This window comes from Nocardia sp. NPDC051900 (assembly GCF_044452545.1).
In the GTDB taxonomy this organism is placed as follows: Bacteria; Actinomycetota; Actinomycetes; order Mycobacteriales; family Mycobacteriaceae; genus Nocardia; species Nocardia sichangensis.
This window is the reverse complement of sequence record NZ_JBITBU010000007.1, coordinates 190,166-214,710: the sequence shown is the minus strand read 5'-3', so window position 1 is coordinate 214,710 and position 24,545 is coordinate 190,166. Positions and strand designations below refer to the sequence as shown.

General features: G+C 69.1%; 22 protein-coding genes and 1 tRNA gene. 11 read left to right on the top strand and 12 right to left on the bottom strand.

Annotation, left to right across the window (positions count from 1 at the left end; all coding sequences use genetic code 11):
- The first annotated feature begins 55 nt into the window (after window positions 1-55).
- The 3 genes from egtB (at window position 56) to egtD (ending at window position 3,288) form a co-directional block, all read left to right on the top strand.
- Window positions 56-1,402 (top strand): ergothioneine biosynthesis protein EgtB, encoded by a 1,347-nt coding sequence (gene egtB, locus ACIA5H_RS13955; protein WP_355074517.1) that lies wholly within the window; start codon window positions 56-58, stop codon window positions 1,400-1,402.
- Between the two features lie 87 nt (window positions 1,403-1,489).
- Window positions 1,490-2,299, top strand: coding sequence for an ergothioneine biosynthesis protein EgtC (gene egtC, locus ACIA5H_RS13950; RefSeq protein WP_355074515.1), 810 nt, complete (start codon window positions 1,490-1,492; stop codon window positions 2,297-2,299).
- Between the two features lie 17 nt (window positions 2,300-2,316).
- Complete coding sequence (gene egtD, locus ACIA5H_RS13945; RefSeq protein WP_379255382.1) at window positions 2,317-3,288, top strand: L-histidine N(alpha)-methyltransferase; 972 nt, start codon at window positions 2,317-2,319, stop codon at window positions 3,286-3,288.
- A gap of 21 nt (window positions 3,289-3,309) precedes the next feature.
- On the opposite strand, the gene ACIA5H_RS13940 is transcribed toward egtD, so the two are convergent.
- From ACIA5H_RS13940 to ACIA5H_RS13915, 6 genes are all read right to left on the bottom strand, one after another.
- Complete coding sequence (locus ACIA5H_RS13940; RefSeq protein WP_397076272.1) at window positions 3,310-3,957, bottom strand: DUF2461 domain-containing protein; 648 nt, start codon at window positions 3,955-3,957, stop codon at window positions 3,310-3,312.
- Between the two features lie 50 nt (window positions 3,958-4,007).
- Window positions 4,008-4,880 (bottom strand): hypothetical protein, encoded by an 873-nt coding sequence (locus ACIA5H_RS13935; protein ID WP_379255381.1) that lies wholly within the window; start codon window positions 4,878-4,880, stop codon window positions 4,008-4,010.
- A gap of 100 nt (window positions 4,881-4,980) precedes the next feature.
- On the bottom strand, window positions 4,981-5,238 hold the full coding sequence (locus ACIA5H_RS13930) for a hypothetical protein (protein WP_379255380.1): 258 nt from the start codon (window positions 5,236-5,238) through the stop codon (window positions 4,981-4,983).
- A gap of 94 nt (window positions 5,239-5,332) precedes the next feature.
- Window positions 5,333-6,298 (bottom strand): ribose-phosphate diphosphokinase, encoded by a 966-nt coding sequence (locus ACIA5H_RS13925; protein WP_379255422.1) that lies wholly within the window; start codon window positions 6,296-6,298, stop codon window positions 5,333-5,335.
- A gap of 11 nt (window positions 6,299-6,309) precedes the next feature.
- Window positions 6,310-7,800 (bottom strand): bifunctional UDP-N-acetylglucosamine diphosphorylase/glucosamine-1-phosphate N-acetyltransferase GlmU, encoded by a 1,491-nt coding sequence (gene glmU / locus ACIA5H_RS13920; RefSeq protein ID WP_355074505.1) that lies wholly within the window; start codon window positions 7,798-7,800, stop codon window positions 6,310-6,312.
- 90 nt (window positions 7,801-7,890) lie between these two features.
- Window positions 7,891-7,961, bottom strand: a tRNA-Gln gene (locus ACIA5H_RS13915).
- Window positions 7,962-8,427: 466 nt separating this feature from the next.
- Between ACIA5H_RS13915 and ACIA5H_RS13910 the strand changes: the two genes are divergently transcribed.
- From ACIA5H_RS13910 to ACIA5H_RS13880, 7 genes are all read left to right on the top strand, one after another.
- Window positions 8,428-9,042, top strand: a complete 615-nt coding sequence (locus ACIA5H_RS13910; RefSeq protein WP_043731867.1) for a TetR/AcrR family transcriptional regulator — start codon at window positions 8,428-8,430, stop codon at window positions 9,040-9,042.
- A 181-nt stretch (window positions 9,043-9,223) separates the two neighbouring features.
- Complete coding sequence (locus tag ACIA5H_RS13905) at window positions 9,224-9,871, top strand: TetR/AcrR family transcriptional regulator (protein ID WP_159843027.1); 648 nt, start codon at window positions 9,224-9,226, stop codon at window positions 9,869-9,871.
- A 280-nt stretch (window positions 9,872-10,151) separates the two neighbouring features.
- The gene (locus ACIA5H_RS13900; protein ID WP_397076268.1) at window positions 10,152-10,535 is read left to right on the top strand and encodes a hypothetical protein; all 384 of its coding nucleotides are present in this window, start codon (window positions 10,152-10,154) and stop codon (window positions 10,533-10,535) included.
- A gap of 332 nt (window positions 10,536-10,867) precedes the next feature.
- The gene (gene mfd, locus ACIA5H_RS13895; protein ID WP_397076266.1) at window positions 10,868-14,479 is read left to right on the top strand and encodes a transcription-repair coupling factor; all 3,612 of its coding nucleotides are present in this window, start codon (window positions 10,868-10,870) and stop codon (window positions 14,477-14,479) included.
- 134 nt (window positions 14,480-14,613) lie between these two features.
- Window positions 14,614-15,255 carry a MazG family protein gene (locus ACIA5H_RS13890; protein WP_397076485.1) on the top strand — a complete coding sequence of 214 codons (642 nt, stop codon included), beginning with the start codon at window positions 14,614-14,616 and terminating at the stop codon, window positions 15,253-15,255.
- Between the two features lie 39 nt (window positions 15,256-15,294).
- Entirely contained in the window at window positions 15,295-15,618 is a 324-nt protein-coding gene (locus ACIA5H_RS13885) for a hypothetical protein (protein WP_397076264.1), read from the top strand.
- Window positions 15,619-15,778: 160 nt separating this feature from the next.
- Entirely contained in the window at window positions 15,779-16,639 is an 861-nt protein-coding gene (locus ACIA5H_RS13880; RefSeq protein WP_397076262.1) for a haloalkane dehalogenase, read from the top strand.
- A gap of 100 nt (window positions 16,640-16,739) precedes the next feature.
- Here the strand turns inward: ACIA5H_RS13880 and ACIA5H_RS13875 are convergent, their stop codons facing one another.
- The 3 genes from ACIA5H_RS13875 to ACIA5H_RS13865 form a co-directional block, all read right to left on the bottom strand.
- Window positions 16,740-17,315, bottom strand: coding sequence for a TerD family protein (locus tag ACIA5H_RS13875; RefSeq protein ID WP_355074495.1), 576 nt, complete (start codon window positions 17,313-17,315; stop codon window positions 16,740-16,742).
- Window positions 17,316-17,380: 65 nt separating this feature from the next.
- The gene (locus ACIA5H_RS13870; RefSeq protein WP_355074493.1) at window positions 17,381-17,866 is read right to left on the bottom strand and encodes a pyridoxamine 5'-phosphate oxidase family protein; all 486 of its coding nucleotides are present in this window, start codon (window positions 17,864-17,866) and stop codon (window positions 17,381-17,383) included.
- A gap of 142 nt (window positions 17,867-18,008) precedes the next feature.
- On the bottom strand, window positions 18,009-18,464 hold the full coding sequence (locus ACIA5H_RS13865; protein ID WP_397076259.1) for a flavodoxin domain-containing protein: 456 nt from the start codon (window positions 18,462-18,464) through the stop codon (window positions 18,009-18,011).
- A gap of 492 nt (window positions 18,465-18,956) precedes the next feature.
- Between ACIA5H_RS13865 and ACIA5H_RS13860 the strand changes: the two genes are divergently transcribed.
- Entirely contained in the window at window positions 18,957-20,420 is a 1,464-nt protein-coding gene (locus ACIA5H_RS13860) for a stealth family protein (RefSeq protein WP_397076257.1), read from the top strand.
- Here ACIA5H_RS13860 and ACIA5H_RS13855 read toward each other — a convergent pair.
- The 3 genes from ACIA5H_RS13855 to ACIA5H_RS13845 all read right to left on the bottom strand — a co-directional run bounded on the left by ACIA5H_RS13855 (window position 20,368) and on the right by ACIA5H_RS13845 (window position 24,533).
- The gene (locus ACIA5H_RS13855) at window positions 20,368-21,321 is read right to left on the bottom strand and encodes a phosphodiesterase (RefSeq protein WP_397076255.1); all 954 of its coding nucleotides are present in this window, start codon (window positions 21,319-21,321) and stop codon (window positions 20,368-20,370) included. The genes ACIA5H_RS13860 and ACIA5H_RS13855 overlap by 53 nt on opposite strands.
- A gap of 163 nt (window positions 21,322-21,484) precedes the next feature.
- Window positions 21,485-22,573 carry a glycerol dehydrogenase gene (locus tag ACIA5H_RS13850; protein ID WP_397076253.1) on the bottom strand — a complete coding sequence of 363 codons (1,089 nt, stop codon included), beginning with the start codon at window positions 22,571-22,573 and terminating at the stop codon, window positions 21,485-21,487.
- A gap of 556 nt (window positions 22,574-23,129) precedes the next feature.
- A complete protein-coding gene (locus ACIA5H_RS13845) occupies window positions 23,130-24,533 on the bottom strand; it encodes an MATE family efflux transporter (protein ID WP_397076251.1) in 1,404 nt (467 codons plus the stop codon).
- Between the last annotated feature and the right edge of the window lie 12 nt (window positions 24,534-24,545).

Sequence of the window (24,545 nt, the reverse complement as noted above, 5' to 3'; positions counted from 1 at the left end):
CCGCCGCCAGCCGAATCGCCGCCGCCGACCCCCATGAATCCCGGAGATGTTTTTCGTGACCACTTTCCAACCCGCCCCGACCGACAACTTCGGCACCGAACAGCTCAGGGACCGGATCGCCGACGTTCTCACGCGCGCCCGCCTGCGCACCCACACGCTCACCGACTGCGTCGACGAAGCCGAACTCGTGGCCCAGCATTCCCGGCTGATGAGCCCGCTGGTCTGGGATCTGGCGCACATCGGCAATCAGGAAGAACTCTGGCTCGTGCGCGACGTCGGCGGACGCGACCCGGTGCGCGCCGACATCGACGAACTCTACGACGCCTTCAAACACGCCCGCGCGAACCGGCCCACGCTGCCGTTGCTCGATCCCGCCCAGGCGCGCGACTATGTCGGCACCGTACGCGACAAGGTGTTGGACGTGCTGGAGCGCAGCGATCTGCGCGGCCGTCCACTGATCGACGACGGATTCGCCTTCGGCATGATCGCCCAGCACGAGCAGCAGCACGACGAGACCATGCTGGCCACCCACCAGTTGCGCACCGGCGCCGCCGTGCTCTCGGCGGCGGACGCCCCGGCCGCGACGGCGGCGGTCGGCGCGGAAGTCGTGATCCCCGCCGGGGAATTCCTCATGGGCACCTCCACCGACCCGTGGGCGCTGGACAACGAGCGCCCCGCCCATCCGGTGCGAGTGGCCGGCTTCGCGATCGACGCCGCGCCGGTCACCAATGAGCAGTACCTGGCCTTCGTCGACGACGGCGGCTACGAACGCCCCGAACTCTGGTCCGAGCGCGGCTGGGCGCATCGCGTCGAGGCGGGCCTGGTCGCGCCGCAGTTCTGGGAGCGTGATCCGTCCGGGCATTGGTGGCGGCGGGTGTTCGGCGTGATGACCCCGCTGCGGCCGCGGCAGCCGGTCGTGCACGTGTGTTGGTTCGAGGCCGAGGCCTACGCGAACTGGGCGGGCAAGCGCCTGCCCACCGAAGCGGAATGGGAGAAGGCGGCCCGGTTCGATCCGGCCACCGGCGCCTCGCGTCGATTCCCTTGGGGCGACGCCGATCCCGACGTCGCCACCGCGAACCTCGGGCAGCGGCATCTGGAACCCGCCGAGGTGGGCGCGTATCCGGCCGGCGCGTCCCCCGCGGGCGTGCACCAGTTGATCGGGGACGTGTGGGAATGGACCGCTTCGGGTTTCGAGGCGTACCCGGGGTTCCGGGCGTTCCCGTACCGGGAGTACTCCGAGGTGTTCTTCGGCGGTGATTACCGTGTGCTGCGCGGCGGTTCCTTCGGCACCGATCCGGTGGCCTGCCGCGGCACCTTCCGCAACTGGGACCATCCCATCCGTCGCCAGATCTTCGCCGGGTTCCGCCTGGCGCGGGATCTGCGGCCCGGAGAAGGGGAGTGAGCGCCGCCCGTCGTGCCGGGCGATGGTGCGGCCGCGGTCCCGCGGCGAGCGGCCCGCGCCCCGCGACGTCGGCCCCGGCGGGTGCGGATGTGTAGACACTTGGGTTACGTCGGCCCGCCGGTGCGGGTGGGCGACATGTTGACCCTCGGCTCCCATTCGCTGCGCACCCAGGCGTGGGCGCCGCGCGACATGCGTCACGGCGGCACCATCAACGCCGACGGTTTCGGCGTCGCCTGGTGGAGCGTCACGCCGGACGACACGGTCACCGCCAGCCGTTACCGCAACGCCGAGCCGATCTGGACCGACCCGGCCGTGGACGAGGTGCTGCCGCAACTGGAGTCCGCCGCGGTGCTCGGGGCGGTGCGCTCGGCGACGGTCGGCATGCCGGTCGAACGGTCCGCGTGCGCGCCGTTCACCCGCGACCGCTGGGCGTTCAGCCACAACGGCGTGGTGCCGGACTGGCGCCGCACCCTGACCGGCGTGGCGGCCGAATTCGCGGTCGTCGCGGCCGGGCTCGGCGCCGAGGACCTGTTCTCTCCGGCGCGGCTGCTGGAGGCCGAATCTGCCACCGACGCGGCGACGCTGTGGGTGCTGCTGTGCGATCTGCTGTCGACCGGCGCACCGGACGGCGAGTGGTCGGCGGCTCCGGCGGCACTGCGGCTGCTCGTCTCCGCGATCCTCGACCGGGCGCCGGAAGCACGCCTGAACCTCCTGCTCTCCGACGGTGCGCAACTGTGGGCGACCACCTGCCACCACTCGCTGTCGGTGCTGGTCACCGACGATTTCGCACTCGTGTCCTCCGAACCGTTCGACGACGACCCCCGCTGGCAGTCGATCCCGGACCGCAGCCTGGTGAGCGCCAGGCCCGGCGCGCTGTCCGTCGACCCCCTCCTCTGACCCGAAAGGCCGGTGCCATGACCGCAGTCACGCTGGACATCCACCTGACCGAAGACGACCTGAACACCGCGCTCCGCTCGGACGCCGGGCTGGGCCTGACCGCGAACCCGAAATGGTTGCCGCCCAAATGGTTCTACGACGCCAAGGGCAGCGAGCTGTTCGAGCGGATCACCGAGCTGCCCGAGTACTACCCGACACGCACCGAGCGCGCGCTGCTCGAACGGGTGGTCGACGAGATCGCCGACGCCGCCCAAGCGGAGGTACTGGTCGAACTCGGCGCCGGATCGGCGGCGAAGACGCGCCTGTTGCTCACCGCTCTGAGCGCGCGCGGGCCGTTGAAGAAGTATGTACCGCAAGATGTTTCGTCGGCAGCGCTGCGGGCGGCCGCCGACGAGGTCGCGGTCGAGTTCCCTGGGCTCGCCGTGCACGGCGTGGTCAGCGACTTCACCGACACGCTGGCCAACCTCCCCCGCGGCGGACGCCGGATGATCGCATTCCTCGGCGGCACCATCGGCAACCTCGTCCCCGCGGAACGGGCGGAGTTCCTCGCCAGGATCCACGACTTGCTCGAGCCGGGGGAGCAACTGCTGCTCGGGGCCGGGCTGGTCACCGACCCGGCGGTACTCGTTCCCGCCTACGACGACGCGGCGGGCGTCACCGCCGAGTTCAACCGGAACGTCCTCCACGTGCTGAACTCTCGCCTGCGCGCCGATTTCGCGCCGGAGAAATTCCGGCACGTCGCGGTCTGGGACGCCGAACGGGAGTGGATCGAGATGCGGCTGGAGGCGAGCGAGGACATGACCGTCGCGGTCGGCGATCTCGACCTCACCGTGCGCTTCGGCCGCGGCGAACAGATGCGCACCGAGATCTCCGCCAAGTTCCGCGTCGAGGGCCTCGAAGGCGAACTCGCCGCCGCGGGCTTCGCCACCGGACACGTGTGGACCGATCCGGACGATCGCTTCGCGCTGCTGCTCGCCGGGCGGCGCTGACCACGTGTCGATCGGCGGCGCTCACCACGACGGGGCGCCGCCGACCACCGCCCCGAGCCACTCGACCAGCGGCCGCATCGTCTCCCATGCGGCGCGGACTTCCTTCGCCGTGCGCGGCGTGTCCAGCCAGGCGGGCGCGCCGAATTCCCGGCCGCACGTGATCGACTTGTGCCGCAGCAGGTCGATGCGCGGGTGGTCGGCGTCGTAGCCCTTGGGTCGGGTCTTCAGCTTCTCGCCGCCGATGGTGAAGCCCGCGTCGGTGAGTTTCGCGAGGATCGCCACCAGTTCCGGTCCGCGCACCTCGTCATCGATGGTGGCGCGCAACTGCGCGAGTTGCTCGGACGAGCCCTGGTAGAAACCGCCACCGACGAACAGACCCCCGGCGTTGATCTGGACGTACCAGCCGACCCCCGCCGCGGCGCGCACCACGGCGCCCTGCGCGGTCTTGTACGGCGACTTGTCCTTGGCGAACCGGACGTCGCGGTAGGGCCGGAAGATCTTGGCGGTCCCGAAATCCGGCTCCAGATCGGCCACCAGGGCCTTCATGGGCGCGAGCACCGACTCGTCGTAGATCTTCTTGTGCTCGGTCCAGAACGCCTTGGAGTTGTCGGCCTCCAGGTCTTCGTAGAAGTCCAGCCCGGCGAGCGGGAAACCCGCGAATCCGGTCATGCCCGCACACCCGCCGCGCTGATGTCACCCGATAGACGCATACCGAAAATCTACGTCGTGATGTCTCCGCCGAACACGACGAACCCCACGATGAGGCCGATCACCATCCCGACGGCCGCAGCGATCGCTGCCCATTTGCCGAGCGATTCGCCCTTGTTGCGCCCGATGATGCCCAGGATTATCCCGGCCGGGCCGAACAAGATCGGGCAGAACAGCACCGCGGTTATCGCGCAGACGAAGCCGATGATCGAGTACACCTGGCTGGTCGGCTGCTTCGGCGGGGTGGCATAGGGCTCGTACCCCTGCTGCGGATAGGACGGGTAGCCGTACTGCGGCTGCTGCGATCCGGAGGGTGGATAGCCATATCCACCGCCGGGCGGGTACTGAGGCTGCCCGGTCGGCGGATACGGCTGCTGAGGCGGATACGGCTGCTGAAAGTCCCCGGGCTGCCCGCTCGGCGGATAAGGCGGTTGCCCGCCCGACCCGTACTGCGTGTGCTCGTCCGGCGTGAACCGCTGCGTCGTTTCGTCGGGAGGCTGTGGCCCGGAACCCGGCGAGGGAGCCCCCGGCGCGGCGGGTTCGGCGCCCCAGGACTGCTGCTCACCCCCGCCGTTGGCGCCCCAAGGCCGGGGTTCGGCGGGCTGACCGCTGGGCTCGGCCCCCCATTGACCGCCGAGCGGTTCGGCGGGCGGCTGGCCGCCCGACTGCCACCACTGGTCGGCCGAGCCCGGCTCATGCTCCGGTGGTCGCGCGGCGGCCGGATCGTGCTCGGTGGGTCGCTCGCCGGGTGTCTGCGCAGGGGTGGAGCCGGTCGATGGCTGGACAGGCTCGGCACCGGGAGTTTCCCCGGTCGGCTTCGATGACGGTGACTCCGGCGGCCGCTGCTCGTCGTCGGTGTGGTCCGGATCCTTCGGCGTGCTCATCGCACCCTCCTCGTGTCGTCCCGGTCACGCAACCTATGCCTACCACGGTGAGCGCGTCGTCATAGCCGATTGCTACAGGCGCGTCGGGGACGGAGCGGGTTCAGAGATCCTCGTCGTCGACGATCTCGATCGCGGCCACCTCCGCGGACCGGTCGTCCGCCTCGTCCTGGGCGCGCGAGTCGCGGGCTGTCCACTCCTGGTCCAGCTCGTCGCCGATGCCGAGCCTGCCGTCGTCCTCGTCCTCGTGGTAACGGATGCGCAGTTCGTCGGGCGGATCCTCGATGTTGCGCTGATACTCGCGGATCTCGTCCTCTTGGTCGTCGTCCCCCATCTCGGTCTCCAACGGATCACGGTCCATACCCTCAGTATCCCCATTGATCGCCGCGGCTAACGCGGACACGAAAACGGCGGCCCGGACCGTAGTCCGAGCCGCCGTTCTCGCGGTACGAGCTCTATGCGTTTCCGTTGAAAAGGCCGGTCACGGAGCCGTTTTCGAAGACCTCGCGGATCGTGCGGGCCAGCAGCGGCGCGATGGACAGCACGGTCAGCTGCGGGAACTTCTTCTCCTCGGACAGCGGCAGGGTGTTGGTCACCACGACCTCCTTGGCGCCGCAGTTGGCGAGGCGCTCGGCGGCGGGCTCGCTCAGTACGCCGTGGGTCGCGGCGATGACCACGTCACCGGCGCCCGCGTCCTTCAGCACCTTGACCGCGCCCGCGATGGTGCCGCCGGTGTCGATCATGTCGTCGATCAGGATGCAGGTGCGGCCCTCGACCTCGCCGACCACGCGGTTGGACTTGACCTGGTTGGGCACCAGCGGGTCGCGGGTCTTGTGGATGAACGCCAGCGGCGAGCCGCCCAGCGAGTCGGCCCACTTCTCGGCGACGCGCACGCGGCCGGAGTCGGGGGAGACGACGGTGATGTGCTCGAGGCTGTAGTTGGTGCGGACGTACTCCGCCAGCTGCACCTGCGCGTGCATGTGGTCGACCGGGCCGTCGAAGAAGCCCTGGATCTGGTCGGTGTGCAGGTCGACGGTGATGATCCGGTTCGCGCCCGCGGTCTTCAGCAGGTCGGCGACCAGACGGGCCGAGATGGGCTCACGGCCGCGGTGCTTCTTGTCCTGGCGGGCGTACGGGTAGAAGGGCAGCACCGCGGTGATCCGCTTGGCCGAGCCGCGCTTGAGCGCGTCGATCATGATGAGCTGCTCCATCAGCCACTGGTTCAGCGGCGCGGGGAAGCTCTGCAGGACGAAGGCGTCGGAGCCGCGCACCGACTCCTCGAACCGGACGAAGATCTCGCCGTTGGCGAAGTCCCGTGCCACCTGCGGCGTGACGTGGACGTCGAGCTCCTTGGCGACCTGCTCGGCCAGCTCAGGATGAGCGCGTCCCGAGAAGAGCATCAGGTTCTTCTGGTTGTCCATCCATGACGCGGTCACTGCTGTTTGCCATCCTTTTGCTCTATTGCCTGACCCGACATCTCCTTGGCCGCGATGGCTTCCGCCGCCGCGCGCGCCGCGTCCGTCCCTGGACGGTGTCGCTGCACCCAGCCCTCGATGTTCTTCTGCGGTCCACCGGACACCGCGAGAGCTCCGGGCGGAACGTTTCTGCGCAGTACAGTACCCGCCGCCGTATAGGCTCCGTCACCCACCGTCACCGGCGCGACGAACATGGTGTCGCTGCCGGTGCGCACGTGCGAGCCGACGACGGTGTGGTGCTTGGTCACGCCGTCGTAGTTGACGAAGACGCTCGACGCACCGATGTTGCTGTGCTCGCCGATGGTGGCGTCGCCGACGTAGGTCAGGTGCGGGACCTTCGAATGCGCGCCGATCGAGGCGTTCTTGGTCTCGACGAACGCGCCGAGCTTGCCCGTGTCGCCCACGATGGTGCCCGGCCGCAGGTAGGCGAACGGGCCGATGGTCGCCTTCGGGCCGATGGTGGCCCCCTCGCCGTGGGTGCGGATCACCTTCGCCCCGTCGCCGACGACCACGTCGGTGAGCGTGCTGTCCGGGCCGACCTCGGCGTCCTCGCCGACGACGGTGTTGCCGAGCAGTTGCACACCGGGCAGGATCACGGCGTCCCTGCTGATGCGCACGCTGGCGTCCACCCAGGTCGAGGCGGGATCCATGATGGTGACGCCCGCGCGCATGTGGCGTTCCAGGATGTAGCGGTTGAGCGTGCGCGCCGCCGAGGCCAGCTGCACGCGGTCGTTGACGCCGGTGACCTTGGCCGCGTCGACCAGGCGTGCGCCGTGCACCGGGTGTCCGGCCTCCCTGGCCAGGCGCAGCACGTCGGTCAGGTACAGCTCGTGCTGGGCGTTGGCGGTGGACAGGCGGCTGATCATGGTGCGCAGCACCGCGGCGTCGAACGCGTACACGCCGGAATTGACCTCGGTGATCGCGGCCTGTTCCGGGGTGGCGTCGGCGTGTTCGACGATCTCGGCGAGCTGGCCTTCGGCGTCGCGGACGATGCGGCCGTAACCATTCGGGTCCGGCGGCACGAAGGTCAGCACGGTGACCGCGGGGCGTTCGGCGTAGCTGCGGTGCTCATCGAGCAGCGCGGCCAGGGTGTGCCCGTCCAGCAGCGGCACGTCGGCGGAGGTGACCAGCACGTCGCCGGTGAAGCCGACCGGCAGGGCGGCAAGCGCGCACTGCACCGCGTGGCCCGTGCCGAGTTGCTCTTCCTGGATCGCCGGGGTGATCTCCCGGCCGAGATCGTCGGCCACCGCGGCCACCGCGGCGCCGACTTGTTCGCGATCGTGCCCCACCACGGTGATGAGGTACGCGGGGTCGATCTCGTTCGCCGCATGCAGCGCGTGCGCGAGCATGCTCCGACCGGCCAGCGAATGCAGGACCTTGGGGGTCTTCGACCGCATTCGTGTCCCGGCACCGGCTGCGAGAACGACGACGGCGGTCTGCTGTGGCATGGATCTCCCTCGGCTGCCTGTCCTCGTGCTGGGCGTCGTCGTGCTTGGTCAGCGATGTGCGGGCCAACGATAAGTCATCGTGCTCTCGAGCTCCGCCGCCAGGACTCGAACCTGAACTCTCTGAACCAAAATCAGATGTGCTGCCATTACACCACGGCGGATTGCCACACCGGCGGTTGGCGAAACCCCCGCCGCTGTGCCATGGCACGGGATGAATCCTCGCATACTCGCCCGCCTCCCCGCGAATTGTTCCCCGCGCGGCATCTGGTATTCGGGCCGGACCAGCGCGGGAGCTCTCCTGTCCTCGGCCGGGCAGCGCCCGGGCGGGCTACCGCTATAGGCCACCGACCACAACGGAGCCCCGCGTCCCCTCGCCCCGGAGAAGCGGACTGCCGACCGGTCTGGGACAGTGGTATCCGAATGTCGATGTCGTGCGTCGGAGCCCCGATGTGACGGCTGACCAGGCACGCACAAGGGCAGATCGCCGGGCTCGCCCGCGGTCCCGTCCTGGCATGCGACCGTCGGCTCGAAGAGAACCGTCGAGGCACTCACGACCGGCAACAACGCGGGAAGGGCGGAGGAGCAGGGGTGTCTTCGGGTGAGTCGCATCGAGTGTCCCGGCCACGGATGACCGGCACCCAGCGGCGCCAGCAGCTGATCGAGATCGGGCGCGCGCTGTTCGCCGAACGCGGTTACGACGCGACCTCCATCGAGGAGATCGCGCAACGCGCCCAGGTCTCCAAACCCGTGGTGTACGAACATTTCGGCGGCAAAGAGGGGTTGTACGCGGTCGTCGTGGACCGGGAGATGTCGATGCTGCTGGACATGATCACCTCCTCGCTCACCCAGAACCGGTCGCGCATCCGGCTCGAACAGGTCGCGCTGGCGCTGCTGACCTATATCGAAGAACGGACCGACGGGTTTCGAATTCTGGTGCGAGATCAGCCCGCCGCCGCGGCCGAGGGCAGGTACTCCAGTTTGCTCAACGAAGCGACGAATCAGGTGGCGCACATTCTGGCCGGAGATTTCGAGCGGCGCGGGTTCGACACCAGTCTGTCCACCCTCTACGCGCAGGCGCTCGTCGGTCAGGTCGCCACCGCCGCCACCTGGTGGTTGGACGAGCGCAAACCCTCGAAAGAGGTTGTGGCGGCCCACCTGGTGAACCTGTGCTGGAACGGGCTGAGCCATCTGGAAGCCGATCCGCAGCTGAGTTCGGAATGGCGCGCGGGCGCCGGTGAGTGACCCGAATTGTTAACCAGCAAATTGCGCGACGGGTCTCGCCGAATGCTCGAATTGGCTGCTGGACGCGCGCCTGGTGGTACGGTTCACCCATCCTTTGGGTGCTGTTCGGGCGGTAAGTCGGTCAACTTCGGGATGTCGGTCTACTTCAGGATGGCTGGTTTTGGGATGACAGGCGGATCTGATGGCTAGGCAAGCGCGCGCGGAGATCACCCGCGACTCCGTCCTGGCAGGCGCTGCCGATGTCTTTCTGCGCTTGGGATATGCGAATGCGAGCCTGAGCGAGATCATCGCGCAGTCCAATGTGACCAAGGGCGCCTTGTATTTTCACTTCGGCTCCAAGGAGGAGCTGGCGCGCGCGGTGGTCGACCAGGGCAACGAGCGGTTGACGAGCTCGTGTCAGGGCTTCTTCGATCCGCGAGTGCCCGCGCTGGAGGCGTGCATCGGCATCACCTACGTCGTCGCCGATCTATCGATGAACGACCCGATGGTCGGCGCCATGCTGAAGCTGACCCACCAGATCGGCGACTACCGCGGCGCTCAAGGCGACAACATCGCCAAGAACTGGGGCGACACCTACCGGCTGCTCGCCGAACGGGCCATCGCCCAGGGCGACCTGATCGCCGACCTGGACGCCGAGGTCATCGGCCTGCTGTGGCAGGAGATGGCCGCGGGCGTGCACATCATCGCCGTCGGCACCGAATCCATCGACCAGATGGCGGTCCGGATGGAGCGCGCCTGGTACTTCCTGCTCCCGGCCATCGTCCCGGCCGAGAAGCTCTCGTACTTCAGGGAATTCGCGGCAAGACGGTTGCGGCGCTACGTGCCGTAACTTTTGGCAGCGCCTGCGGCGCCGCGAACGGCGCATGCTCGGTCTCGCTTCGCTCGAAAGACGTGGTTACGGTGCGCTGGGTGCGTCGGTATCGAAGCTCGCTGCGCGGCGCACGCGTGTGGTGGCTGGCTGGCTGTCGGCTCGGGCTGCTCGAGGCTCGGTTCATTTCGCTTGAACGACGGCGTTCGGCCGGTGTGGTTGCGCTGGTGCCCGCGTCGGCCAACGTTCGCCCTGTCGAGTCATGGCTCGGGGGCCTGCGGGGGATGGATAATCTCGCGGCATGCATACGCATCGGAGCTTCCACAATCCTCCTGCCCTGCCGCATGAGGTGGTAGTCGCGGTGTTGGAGCGGGCACTCGGAGACCGCGCGTACGAGTCCGAGGCGGCGGATGCTCTGGTTGGCAGCGCCTTGAACGACGACGATCGGGAGTTCGTCGAGCACTGGTGTGTGCAGGTCGGAACGCGGGCTGTGTCCGGCAGCCCGCTGCTCGGGCTGGCCGGGCTGTGCCTGGGACATACCGCTCGGCGATTCGGGCGGCTCAGCGATGAGTCCGTTGCGTCGGCGCGCTCCTTGTCGGCGCGTGCCGAGGCGGATCCGTCGGACGTGGACGGGCGGGCACTCGACGGTTTCGATGACGTCCGGAGTTTCCTGCGCCTCTGGTGAAGGGCCCCGCAGTGTGCGTCGGGCGACATTCGCCCTGGCTATGGTAGGTGCTCGTCGGTGGTGTGCTTGTTCCGTCGGATGATGTAGCCGCGAATCGTGCTGACGGCTCCGCCGGGCCCTTCTCGCTGTGGCTCGCTTCTTGCCGGGAGGAGCCGGAGCGTGTTCGGGTGGGCGGCCGTGTCGGCGACGAAATAGATCGCGGATGGGCGCTCTGGTATCGGGCAGGGGCGGCAGTCACCTCGCGGCGGCGCGGGCGCTGCAAAAACAAGATGCCCGCTTAACTAGACTCGGTTGGCCGCTCGAAACGTGTCGCCTGCGCTCAGGAGTTGTCGATGTCCACCCACCGCCCCCCGTTGGCGGGACTGGCCGCCGCGGCCGGTGCCGATTCCTCGCTACGGACCGTCGCGGAGCTGATCGGCACATCGTCGGTCGAGCTGGTCGCGCCGTCGGCGGTGCGGCCGTTCGTCGCGTCGCGGTTGGCCGCCGAGCGGCCGTTGGTGGTGGTCACGGCCACGGGGCGGGAGGCAGACGACCTGAGTGTCGAACTCGTGGAGATGCTCGGTCCCGCGGTCGCGCAGTTCCCGTCCTGGGAGACGCTGCCGCACGAGCGGCTCTCGCCGGGCGCCGACACGGTGGGGCGCAGGCTGGAGGTGCTGCGCCGGATCGCCCACCCCGGCGACCCGCATTTCCCCGCGCCGCTGCGCGTGGTGGTGACCACGGTGCGGTCGCTGATGCAGCCGATGGCGGGTGGGCTCGGCGAGATCGAGCCGATCGTGCTGCGCGTCGGCGCCGAGCTGGACTTCGACGAATTGCTCACGCGGCTGGTGGAATTCGCTTATACCCGGGTCGACATGGTGGGCAAGCGCGGTGAGTTCGCGGTGCGCGGCGGCATCCTGGACGTCTTCCCGCCCACCGCCGACCATCCGGTGCGGGTGGAATTCTGGGGTGACGAGGTCACCGAACTGCGGCCGTTCTCCGTCGCCGACCAGCGCTCGCTGCCGGACGTCGCGGTGGACGTCGTGGTCGCGCCGCCGTGCCGGGAACTGCTGCTCACCCCCGAGGTGCGCGAGCGGGCGGCCGAGGTCGCCGCCGCCAACGCGGCCGACGCGGCGCTGGTGGAGATGCTGGAGAAACTCGCGCAGGGCATCCCGGTCGAGGGCATGGAAGCGCTGTTGCCGGTGCTGCAACCGGGGCAGTTGCGCCTGCTCACCGAGGTGCTGCCGGAGGGAACCCACGTACTGCTGTGCGATCCGGAGAAGATCCGCACCCGCGCGGCCGACCTGGTACGCACCGGCGAGGAATTCCTGGAGGCATCCTGGACCGCGGCCTCGTTCGGCGGCGCCGCGCCGCTCGGCGGACACGGACTCGACCTGGCCGCCTCCGCCTACCGCCCGCTGCCCGAGATCCAGGCCAGCGCCGAGCGACAGGGCCTGCCCTGGTGGACGCTGAGCCCGCTCGCTTCCGGGGATTCCTCCGAGGTCGTGCTGCCGGTGCTGCCCGGCCCGGCCGCGCGCGGGTCCGACGAACTGGTGGCGACCATGTTCGCCTCGTTGCGCGCCCACGTGCTCACCGGCGGCAGGGCCGTGGTGGTCGTCGCGGGCCACGGCACGGCGCAGCGCATCCTGGAACGGCTGGCCGACGCGGAGGTCCCCGCCGCAGCGCTGGAGGCGGGCGCGGAGCCGAACGAGGGCGTGGTGGGCGTGCTGTGCGGCTCGCTGCACGACGGCTTGGTCTTCGAGGGCGCCGGACTGGTGGTCGTCGCCGAATCCGACCTCACCGGCAACCGGGTCACCGCGCCGACCGAGGGCAAGCGGATGCCCGCCAAACGGCGCAACCAGGTCGACCCGCTCGCGTTGAGCGCGGGCGACATGGTGGTGCACGACCAGCACGGCATCGGCAAGTTCGTCGAGATGATCGAGCGCACCGTCGGCGGCGCGCGCCGCGAGTATCTGGTGATCGAGTACGCGCCGAGCAAACGCGGCCAGCCCGGTGACCGGCTGTTCGTGCCGATGGAGTCGCTCGACCAGCTCTCCCGCTACGTCGGCGGCGAGATGCCCAGCCTGTCCAAGCTCGGCGGCTCGGACTGGGCCAACACCAAACGCAAGGCGCGCAAAGCGGTTCGCGAGATCGCCGGCGAGCTGGTGCAGCTGTACGCCGCCCGCCAGGCAGCGCCCGGTCACGCGTTCGGACCGGACACGCCGTGGCAGAAGGAGATGGAGGACGCGTTCGCGTTCACCGAGACCGTCGACCAGATGACCGCCATCGCCGAGGTGAAGTCGGACATGGAGAAAGCCGTCCCGATGGACCGCGTGGTCTGCGGCGACGTCGGCTACGGCAAGACCGAGATCGCGGTGCGCGCGGCGTTCAAGGCGGTGCAGGACGGCAAACAGGTCGTCGTGCTGGTGCCGACCACGCTGCTCGCGCAGCAGCACCTGCAGACCTTCACCGAGCGCGTCGCGGGTTTCCCGATCACCGTGAAAGGCCTGTCCCGCTTCACCGATCCGGCCGAGGCCCGCGCGGTGCTGGAGGGAATGGCCGACGGCGGCGTCGACATCGTGGTGGGCACGCACCGGCTGTTGCAGACCGGCGTGCGCTGGAAGGACCTCGGCCTCGTGGTGGTCGACGAGGAACAGCGATTCGGTGTCGAGCACAAAGAGCACATCAAGGCGCTGCGCACGCACGTCGACGTGCTCACCATGTCGGCCACCCCGATTCCGCGCACCCTGGAGATGAGCCTGGCGGGGATTCGCGAGATGTCGACCATCCTCACCCCGCCGGAGGAACGCCACCCGGTGCTCACCTACGTGGGCGCCTACAACGACAAGCAGGTCACCGCCGCGATCCGGCGCGAGTTGCTGCGCGACGGCCAGGTGTTCTACGTGCACAACCGGGTGTCGTCGATCGACAAGGCGGCCAAGCGGATTCGCGATCTGGTGCCCGAAGCGCGAGTGGCGGTCGCGCACGGCCAGATGAACGAGGACGCGCTGGAGTCCACCGTGCAGGGCTTCTGGCAGCGCGAATACGACGTGCTGGTGTGCACCACGATCATCGAGACCGGTCTGGACATCTCCAACGCCAACACCCTGATCGTGGAACGCGCCGACGCGCTGGGCCTTTCGCAGTTGCATCAGCTGCGCGGCCGGGTCGGGCGCAGCCGGGAACGCGGCTACGCCTACTTCCTCTACCCGCCGGAGAAGCCGCTCACCGAGACGGCCTACGACCGACTGGCCACCATCTCGCAGAACTCCGATCTCGGCGCGGGCATGGCGGTCGCGATGAAGGACCTGGAGATCCGTGGCGCGGGCAACGTGCTCGGCGCCGAGCAGTCCGGCCACGTCGCAGGCGTCGGCTTCGATCTCTACGTGCGGCTGGTCGGGGAGGCCGTCGAGGCGTATCGCGCCGCCGCGGACGGCAAGCCGATCCTCACCGAGGAGGTCAAGGAGGTGCGCATCGACCTGCCCGTCGACGCGCACATCCCGCCGGACTACATCGCCAGTGACCGGCTGCGCCTGGAGGCATACCGCAAACTCGCCGCCGCGCAGGACGATTCGGCGCTCGCGCAGGTCGTGGAGGAACTCGTCGACCGGTACGGCCCGTTGCCGGTGGAAGTCGGGCGTCTGGTGTCGGTGGCCAAACTGCGCCTGCTCGCCCGCGAGTACGAGGTCACCGAGATCGCGGTCACCGGGACGACCTTGAAGATCTCGCCGCTGCACCTGCCCGATTCCAAGCAGATGCGCCTCAAGCGGCTCTACCCGAGCGCGGGGTACCGCGCCGCGTCCGGGGTGGTGCAACTTCCGCTGCCGCGCGTGCAGGACAGTGTCGGGGCCGAGCGCGTCCGCGATGTCGTGCTGCTGCAATTCGCCGCCGATCTGTTGCTGGCGTTGGACGGGAAGGCGCAGGGAGCGGTCGACCTCACCGTCGCCGCCGAGATGGCGCCGCGATGAGCTCGACACGCGACGAGTCCGTTCTGCGGGCCGCCCGCCATCGCGCGGTTCACGGCGTGGAGCGCGACGGGGAGGCGACACCGCGCACGGACACCGCGGTGGTCGCGGCGGGGCTGGCCGGGGCGGTCGCGGTCATGGACCGCCTCTGGCATTTCGGTGGGTGGGAGGTCACCCAGACCCACGACTCGCTGCGCCCCTATCTGCTCGAGGAGACCTACGAACTGCTCGACGCCATCCAGCACGAGGATGCCGAGACGATCAAGGAAGAACTCGGCGACCTGCTGCTGCAAGTGCTCTTCCACTCCAGAATCGCGGAGGCCGCAGGCGAATTCACCGTCGACGACGTCGCCGCCGCGCTGGTGGCCAAACTGGTCAACCGCAGCCCGCACCTGGTGGATTCCGCGATCGATCCCGACGCCTCGGTGGCCGAGAAGATCGCCGCCCAGGAACGCGCGTGGGAAGAACGCAAATCCGCCGAGAAGTCCCGCCGCTCCTGCCTGGACGGCATAGCCATGGCCCAGCCCGCGTTGGCCCTCGCCGAGAAGATCGTCTCCCGCGGCACCAAAGCGGGCCTGCCGTCCGACCTCGTGCCCGAAGCCCTGCGCGTCGTCCATCTCGGCGGAGCGGAGAGCGCCGAAGAACGCCTCCGCAAAGCGACACTGACCTTCGCTGCCGCCATTCGCGCGGCGGAGGATATCGCGGAAAAGGAACGCGGTGAACGTCTTCCGCTTACCGCGGGGGATTGGCACGCCTTCTGGCCGGAGGGAACCGGGTAGGGATCCCGCGCGGCCGTCCGATTCAGGGAGACTGAAAGAATGCGGTACCCCGAACTGAACGCACGACCGCGATGGCAGTCGACCGGGAACGGCAGATTCCCCGTCGCCGCCCACGTCGACGGTCAGTGGTGGGTCCTACGGATGAACGGCTTCCCCGACCACCCGCTGTGGACACTGTTCATCAATGGCGCACCCCGTTTCGACATCGACGACACGCCGCCCACTTGGGGACGACCGAGCGACCGGTCCGCACCGCCCCTCGACCCCGACACCGTCGAACGAGTCCTGGCCCCGGTCCGCCACTTGGTCGCCTACGGAAGCGAAGTCGGTGACCCCTGTGACGACCCGGTCTGCTGCGGGTGACTCCGCGATTCGTGTCGTTCCACTCGGCAGGCAGCCTGGGCTGAAATCGTCAGTCTTCATCAACCGACCACGGGGGTTTCCGATCCGGAGACGGCCTCTCGGTGGAGGCGACCGCGCGCTCGGGTGCACCCGAGGTAGCCTGTCTCGGAGGGAGGGGCCAATGCTGATCGATTTCGTTCCTGACAAGAGTCTGTACCCCTTCGAGTCGCGCTGGTTCGACTCGTCGGTGGGCCGGGTTCACTACATCGACGAGGGGGCCGGGCCGCCGCTGCTGTTCTGTCATGGCGCTCCGGCTTGGAGCTTCCTCTACCGCCACATCGTGAAGGACCTGCGCGACCGGTACCGGTGTATCGCCGTCGACTATCCGGGTTTCGGATTGTCCGAACGTCCCGAGGGTTTCGGGTACACGATCGCCGAGCACACCGCGGTCCTCGGCGAGCTGATCGATCACCTGCGGCTCGACGGCTTCGTTCTGATGGGACAGGACTGGGGCGGCCCCATCGGTCTGGGCGCGAGCGCCGCGCGCGCTGATCGGGTGCGAGGGATCGTGCTGGGCAATACCTCGTTCTGGCCGACCGAAGCGCTGGCGAATCGGGCGTTCAGCGTGATCATGGGCAGCCGTCCGATGCAGCGGCGGATACTCGAACAGAATTTCCTCGTCGAGCGCGTCCTGCTCGCGGAACTGGGGCGCAAGCTGAGCGCGGCCGAGGCCGACCACTATCGCGCGGTGCAGCCCACCGCGGAAGCCCGACGCGGACTCGCCGCCACGCCCAAGGAAATTCGTGCCGCACGCCCGCTGCTGGACCGACTCGCCCGAGATGTGCCCGTCCTGCTCGGCGACAAGCCGGCCCTGTTGGTGTGGGGAATGCGGGACATGGTGTTCCGTCCGAACGCCTGTATCCCGCGAATGCGAGCCGCCTTCACCGATCTCGACGTAGTCGAGCTGCCGCACGCGCGGCATTTCATTCAAGAGCACGCACCGGAAGCGATCGCCGCGGCGATCGCGAAGCGGTTCCCGTGAGTTCGACCGGAGCCGAAACGTGCCGCGCGGGGTCCTCCGGCTCTCGATGCCGATGGAGCACGAGGCCGAAAGACCGGCGCGGCGAACGCGAATCGAACCGTCAGACGTTGACCCCGTAGTCCCGGGCGATGCCCGCGAGCCCGGAGGCGTAGCCCTGGCCGATGGCGCGGAACTTCCACTCGTTGTTGTGGCGGTAGAGCTCGCCGAAGATCATGGCCGTTTCGGTGGAGGCGTCTTCGGTGAGGTCGTAGCGGGCCAGTTCTACGCCGGTGGCGGCGTCGACGACGCGGATGAAGGCGTTGCGGATCTGGCCGAACGACTGGCCGCGTGCGTCCGCGTCGTGGATGGACACCGGGAAGAAGATGTTGGTGATGTTCGGCGGCGTGGCGGTGAGGTCGATGTTGATCACCTCGTCGTCGCCCTCGCCCGCGCCGGTGAGGTTGTCGCCGGTGTGCTCGATGGATCCATCGGGCGAGCGCAGGTTGTTGTAGAAGACGAAATGCTGATCGGACAGCACTTTCAGATTCGGTCCGCAGGCGAGCGCACTGGCGTCGAGGTCGTAGTCGGCGCCGGTGGTGGTGCGCACGTCCCAGCCGAGCCCCACCGACACCTTGGTGAGATTCGCGGCCTGCTTCGACAGCGAGACATTGCCGCCTTTGGCCAGAGTGACGCTCATGATCCCCTTCCGCGCGGCACGGCCGGTGCCGCCTCTTTCTCTGCTCCCGGGAACGCCGGGCCGATCTAGTTCTGGTGTTCTGCCCAGGATCTCAGGGTGTCGACCCGGCCCTTCAGCGCGCGCAACTCGCTCTCGTCGTCGAGCACCGTGCGCTGGATGCCTTGCACGACCGCGAAGGCCGACTGGCGATGGTCGTCGATCACGTCGACGTCGATGCGGACGGCGACGTAGTCGGCGGCGTCGGGCATCTGCTCGGCGACCACGTGTGCGGTGCCCCTTGCGCACATCGCCACGTTGCCTCCACCGAGGATCAGCAGGGCGACCTCGGGATGTTCGCGCAACCGCGCCAGCGAACCGCGATCGTACTTGAGGCTGATCAGGATGCGCCGGTCACCGGCCCGCACCGGCCAGGACACCGGAATCGCATGCGGTGCAGGGTCGGTGGTCACCAGTACACCGATCGTCTCCAGTGGCCATTCCGGGAGCGCGTCCAGCTCGGGATGATCTGTCGAGTTGTGCTGACGTTGGGCGGGGCTCGCTCCGGCTGCCATCTTCGTCACCTCATGGATCGTCGAGCGCGGCGGGCTGTGTCGCGCTTGATAGCAGTCTAAGGCGCTGTGCGCCTTGCGCGCTGGCGCTGGGCGCTTTGTCCGGACCGCGCTTCGGTGACCAGCGGCGCGTGCCCGGCGCCGGTCAAGCCGAGATCAGCGCGGGAATGTCGAGCGCGGCGGCCCAGTCCCTGGCCATGTCGCGCACGCGGACCGCTGCCGACGCGTCGTGTCGCGCGTGCTCGCCCACCTGCACGGCGCCGCGCGCGGCGAGTTTCTCGGCGATGATCTCGCCGCCGCGGTTGAACGTGTCGCCGTACACGATGTCGCCGAGCCCGAAGACGGCGAAGCGCAGCCCGCGCAGATCCGGCGTGTCGCGGTCGAGCGCGGCGGCGAAGGGTTCGGCGCCGGTCGGCAGCTCGCCGTCGCCGTAGGTCGAGCACACGACGACGTGGAAGTCGCGGACGTCCAGATCCGCGACGTCGAAGTCCGTCATGTCGTGCACCGAGACGTCGTGCGCCCCGCGCAGCTCCGCGGCGATGGTGTCCGCCGCGGACTCCGCGGTGCCCATCTCGGATCCGAACAGAATGACGACGCGCACCGGCACAACCCTTCCTCTGGTGATATGGTGAGCCTATCCTAACTATATTGCCCAGTGTGTGCCACGGCCGTGGGCAGCGCACGGGCAGGGGCGGTTCAGCCGCACCGATTGACGGAATGTCGAGCGCGTTGCATCATTCGTAGAGGTGCCCGGAGTTTCCTGGGCAGACCACTCTTCCAGCCGGCCGATGACTGTCCGGCGTGCGGCTGCCACCCGTGCCCTTCGATCGTTCCCGCACGAGTGCAGCGCTTCCATCCATGACGCCATGCGCGTCCGGCCGTGAGTGAGGTGAAACGAAATGGTCTACCAGTCGTCTACATACCGGGTGATCAATTCGTACCCGCGCTTCGGCACCCTTCCCCACTTCTGAATGTCACCGCGCCAGGCGCGCGGTCCTCGCACGTCGATGCCCCGGCATCGACGGATCGGCGCTCGGCGCGGTGCCCCGGACGCAATCTTCAGACCGGTGGTTCGACGGAAGTGGAGGCAGTCATGACGGACAGGGGAGCAGTGGATTCGGGGGCGGTGGAAATGGTCACGCGGGCCATGGCGAGCAATCTCGCCGTGTCCGCGGCGATGATCGAGGATCTCGGCTACCTGCGCGCGGAACTGGCCGCCGCGGAGGTGTCGTTCCTGCTGGTGCGCGACAGCGGGCACCGGCTCGTGCTCGCGGCCGACGCGACGCAGCGCCTGATGGTGCGCCGGGTGACCGCCGCGGCGATGTCGGCGGGGTTCTCCTGTGTCGAATTGCGGCACAACGTCTTCCGGCTCGGGCGCGACCACGACCCGGCGCACCATGTCGAGCTGGAACTGTGGGAATACCACGGCGACACGGTGACCTGCCCGCGCCCGAACGCGCTGACCCGCCCGGTCTTCGACCTCGCCGACGTCCAGCGCACGCAGGTGCGGCTGTTCGACCGGACCTGGCCCACCCTGGCGGACATGTTCGCGCCGCAGACCGGTGACGTCGGGTTCGATATCGACCTGGTGTTCTCCTGGGTGGACGGCTCCGATCCGGAGTTCCGCGCCCGCCGCGCCGGGATGCTCGCTCAGGTCGTGGTCGGCGAGGGCGACGACGCGGACGCCAGGATCCGCCAGATCGACGAGTTGAAGTACGCCCTGCGGTCGGTGCACAAGAACGCGCCGTGGATCCGCAGGATCTTCATCGCGACCGACTCCACGCCGCCGGAGTGGCTGACCGCGCATCCGAAGGTGACCGTGGTGCCTGCGGCGGACCACTTCCGGGACGTCAGCGGCTTGCCGGTGTTCAATTCGCACGCGGTGGAATGCCAGTTGCAGCACATCGACGGGCTCAGCGAGCACTTTCTGTACTCCAACGACGACATGTTCTTCGCACGTCCGGTGCGTCCGTCGATGTTCTTCACGCCGGGCGGCGTGAGCCGATTCATCGAAGCGGACACCAGGATCGGGCCCGGACGCAACAACGAGCGGCGCAGCGGTTTCGAGAACGCCGCCCGGGTGAACCGGGCGCTGCTGGCGGAGCGCTTCGGTTATGTCATCACGCGGCACCTGGAGCACACGCCCGCGCCATTGCGACGCAGCGTGCTCATGGAGATGGAGGAGGAGTTCGCCGCGGACTTCGCGCGCACGAGCGCGAGCCGGTTCCGCGCGGCCACCGACATCTCGGTCACCAATTCGCTGTATCACTACTACGCCATGCTGACCGGGCGCGCGGTGCCCCAGGAGTCGGCGAAGATGCGGTACGTCGACACGACCAGCTACCACGGTCTGGCTTTGCTGGACGGGCTGGCGCGTCATCGCGACGTCGACTTCTTCTGCCTCAACGACGGCAGTTTCCCCGAGGTCGCCGAGTCCGACCGGGTGCGGATCGTCTCGGAGTTCCTGGCCCGCTACTACCCCGAGCCCGCGCCGTGGGAACGGCTCAGTACACCGCCTCGTCATCCGCTTCCGGAGTCGACGCAGGGCGCCGCATGACGTGCGGGATGCGCGCGGCGGGCGGGATCACGATGCCCTCCTCCGTCAGCCGTTGCCGCGCCTCCTCCGGCGTGGCGGGAGCGCCCACCGTGCGACCGCGCTCGATGGGCACCACCGAGTGCACGACGGTGTCCGGATAGATGTGCACGTAGTTGAAGGCCTGCGCGCCATCCCGGCCGCGCAGGCCACCCTGCGCCACACCGAGATCCTGGCTGTAGCAGGTGGCCGACGCCACCGAGACGGGGATGCCCGCGAACGTGGCGCTGGTGGAGAAGTGCAGGTGCCCGGCGAGGATGGCGCGCACGTCGGTGCCGTCCAGCACGTCGGCCAGTCGGCGCTGATCCCGTAGTTCCACGGTGACGGCGAGGTCGATCACGCACGGCACCGGAGGGTGGTGCATGGCCAGGATGGTGCCGAAGGGCGCGGGCTCGGCCAGGACCGAGCACAGCCACTCCAGCTGGTCGTCGGAGATCTCCCCGTAGTGGTGGCCGGGCACCGAGGTGTCCAAGGCGACGATGCGCAATCCGTCGATCAGATGCACCCGGTCCAGCGGGGAAGTGGTGGGGTACTCGTGGAGCAGGCGGGCGCGGAGGGCGGCGCGGTCGTCGTGGTTGCCGGTGACCCACACGATGGGCGCCTGCAAACTTCTGGCGAATGGTTCGACGATCGACTTCAGCTTGGCGTACGCGGCGGGCTCGCCCCGGTCGGTGAGGTCGCCGGTGAACACGATCGCGGTCGGCCGGATCCCGCTCGCCGCGGCCTGGTCCAGCAGTTGCCGTAACCGTAGGTCGGCGTCGACATCGCCGTACAGGGGGTCGTGGCCCGCGATGAGATGTGTATCGCTGAAGTGGAACAACACATGATCCGGACGCGGATACTCCGCGACTCTGGTGATGGACACCGGACCGAATCCCTCCTGGCGGGTTGCCCGCCATTGGCTTGGCTCCGTCGCCACGATAGCGTCGGTTACGGACAGGTTTCCCGGCGGTTGATGAAGACTCGCTTGCGGGAAGGTGAGGTTTCGGTGTCGGACGCTGGGTGAACGCGGGTGGATGTGGGATTGGTCACCGACCGAGGGCGTCGGCGGTGCGCAGGGCGTCCACAACCATCGCGGCATACACCGTGAAGGGTTCGTTGTGGATCGTCTCGCCCGGAGCGGTCGCACGCTGTGCGATGGCCGCCAGTGTCTCGTCGTCGGCATCGGGCAGTCCGAGGGCGGCCAGCGTGGTCGGCAAACCGACCTCGGCGCAGAAATCCAGCACCGTGCCGATCTCGGACGCGGGCGCGCCCTCGAGCACCAATTGGGTGAGGGTGCCGAACGCGACCTTCTCGCCGTGCAGGAACGGGCGCGTTCGCGCGGCGGCGGTCAGACCGTTGTGCACGGCGTGCGCGGCGGCCAGCCCGGACGATTCGAAGCCGAGTCCGGAGAGCAAGGTGTTGGCCTCGACGACGCGCTCCAGCGCCGGTGTGACGCCGCGGGTGCGGACTGCGGTCAGCGCCTGCGCGCCGTCGGCGAGCAAGGTGCGATAGCAGAGTTCGGCCAAGGCGGTGGCGCTGCGCGTGGAGGCGCCGCCGCGCATGTTGCGCACCTGGGCGGCGCTGCACGTGCGCGCCTCGAACCAGGTCGCCAGGGCATCGCCCATGCCCGCGGCGAGCAGCCGAGCCGGGGCCTGCGCGACGACCGAGGTGTCCACCAGCACCAGCGCCGGATTCCGCCGCACGAGCTGATACGCCTCGAACTCGCCCGCGTCGGTGTAGATCACCGACAGCGCGCTGCACGGTGCGTCGCTGGAGGCGGTGCTCGGGCAACTGATCATCGGCAGATCGAGGTCGTCGGCGACCGCGCGGGCCGCGTCGAGCACCTTGCCGCCGCCCGCCCCGAGGACGACCGTGCTGCCTGATTCCTCGACGGCGTGGGCGATCCGGGCGATCTCGGCCCGGCTGCATTCGCCACCGGACAGATGGATCGAATAGGCGATCTTCGCGTCCGTCAGCGAGCGCTCCCAGGTGCTTGCCAGCAGCCGGAAAGCGCTGGAGCCCGCCACGATGAGCACCGGCCCGCCGATGCCGAGGCGGGTCATCTCCGCCCCGAGCGCGGCGGTGGCCTCCCGGCCCTGCACGTAGTGCCCCGGCGAGGAGAACACGCTCAGCATCCGGCACCTCCCGATCCCGGGCCGCGCACGTCATCCCGGCCCGGCCGACGACGTTTCAACGCTACGCGACACACCCTCCGCCACGGTCGTTGTCGAGAGAACCCGCACACGTGGAGCGCCGACGGTGATGGCCGAACCGGGTCGGCGCGAGTCCAGTTGCCGTCGTCGGTGCCCACGGTCGCGATCGCACGTTCCGGCACCGGCAGGCCGGGAGTCCGCCGGACCTTCGCGATCGCACGGTCCGAGCACGGGTCCCGAGCGCCGAAGCTCCGGTCGAAGCCGCTGCGGGCGCTGCCCCGCGACGGGCCGTCGGGCGGGTACACGGCGGGTTTCGAGGCATTCCCGTCCCGGGCTGGACTAGCTGCTCCGAGGCCGCCCTTCGGCACCGCGAATGGCGTGCCGGGGCAGCCCCGGAGCGGGGTAGGCGTCCGTCGTGGACCACGTCGGACCGGTGGAGCCCAACTTGTCGTTCGTCCGGTTGCCCCGCCGATGCGGCTTCGGCGATCGCGAGAGCCGTCCGACGACACGGAGGTGCCCGGAGCGCGGTCGGGACCGATCAGCTCTGGGTCGTGAGGGTCTCCGGGAGCAGGTGCGGCCGGTCGCGGTCCTTCTCGTCCAGCAACGCGAAGTAGCGGCGCAGCATGAGGATCGCGGTGGTGGCCAGGCCCGCGGTGAGTCCCCACCAGACGCCCGCCGCGCCGAGCCCGGCCGGATAGGCCAGCAGCAGGGCGACGGGCAGGCCGACGCCCCAGTAGCCGATCAGGGAGAGCCGGAAGCCCGCGTCGGTCGCCTTCAGCCCGCGCAGCAGGCCGGTGCCGATGTTCTGAGCGGCGTCGAAGAATTGCAGCACGATGCCGATCAGCAGCAGGGTGTGCGCGACCTGGACGGTGTCGGCGTCCGAGGAGTCCAGGAAGGGGCGCAGCACCAGATCGGGGGCCATCACGTACACCGCGCCCGTCACCGCGGCGATCACCGCGGCGTGCCGCAGCGCCAGCCAGGCCAGTGCACGGGCGTGCGCGTGCTCGTCGCGCGCGACCGCGTGGCTGACCAGGATCGAGGCGCCGTGCGAGAGACCGATCGCCACCTGGAACACGATGTAGATGATCTGGTAGACGACGTTGTGCGCGGCCAGCGCCGCCGGGCCGATGCTGCCCATGACCAGCGCGAGCACCGAGAACATGCCGGCCTCGGAGCCGTAGGTCAGCGCGATCGGCGTGCCCAGTCGCAGCTCGGCGCGCACGGTGGTGAGCCGCACCGGCAGCGGCGTGCCGGGCAGGGTGCGGCCGAGTTCCTCGTCGCGCCACACCATCACCCAGAACACGCCGAAGGTGATCAGGAAGACCAGCGAGGTCGCGACACCGATACCGGTGAGCCCGAGTTCGGGCAGGCCGCCCTTGCCGTGGATGAGGCCCAGCGCCAACAGCAGATTCAGCACCACCGAGCCGAGCGTCACCAGCAGCAGCGCCTGCGGGCGCTGCATGCCGACCGTGTACTGGCGCAGCACCTGGAACCACAGGCACGGCAGCAGGCCCGGCGCGAGCGCCATCATCAGCGGGCGGGCGTCGGCGAGCACTCCCGGGTCCTGTCCGAGCCAGGGCAGCGCCCAGCCGAGCCCGATCAGCACCGCACCGCCGAGCAACCCGGCGATCGTGGCGATCGCGAAGCTCGAGCGCAGCAGGTCGCGGATCTCCGGATCCGGTGATTCGCCGCGTTTGCCCGCCGCGCTCACGGCGGTGGCGATCTGGTTGCCGCTGCCGGTGATCAAACCGACGCACATGGTGCGGATCTGGTTGAACAGCACGATCGCCAGGCCGCCCGCGGCCACCTGCCGCACGCCGAGTGTGCCCATCAGCGCGATGTTCGTGGTGGATACCGCGATCTGGGCGAGCTGGGTCAGCGCGATCGGCGTCGCGAGCGCGGTGAGCCGCCCGCCGTCGCCGCGGAAACTCGTCACGATCACCGGTTCTCCTTC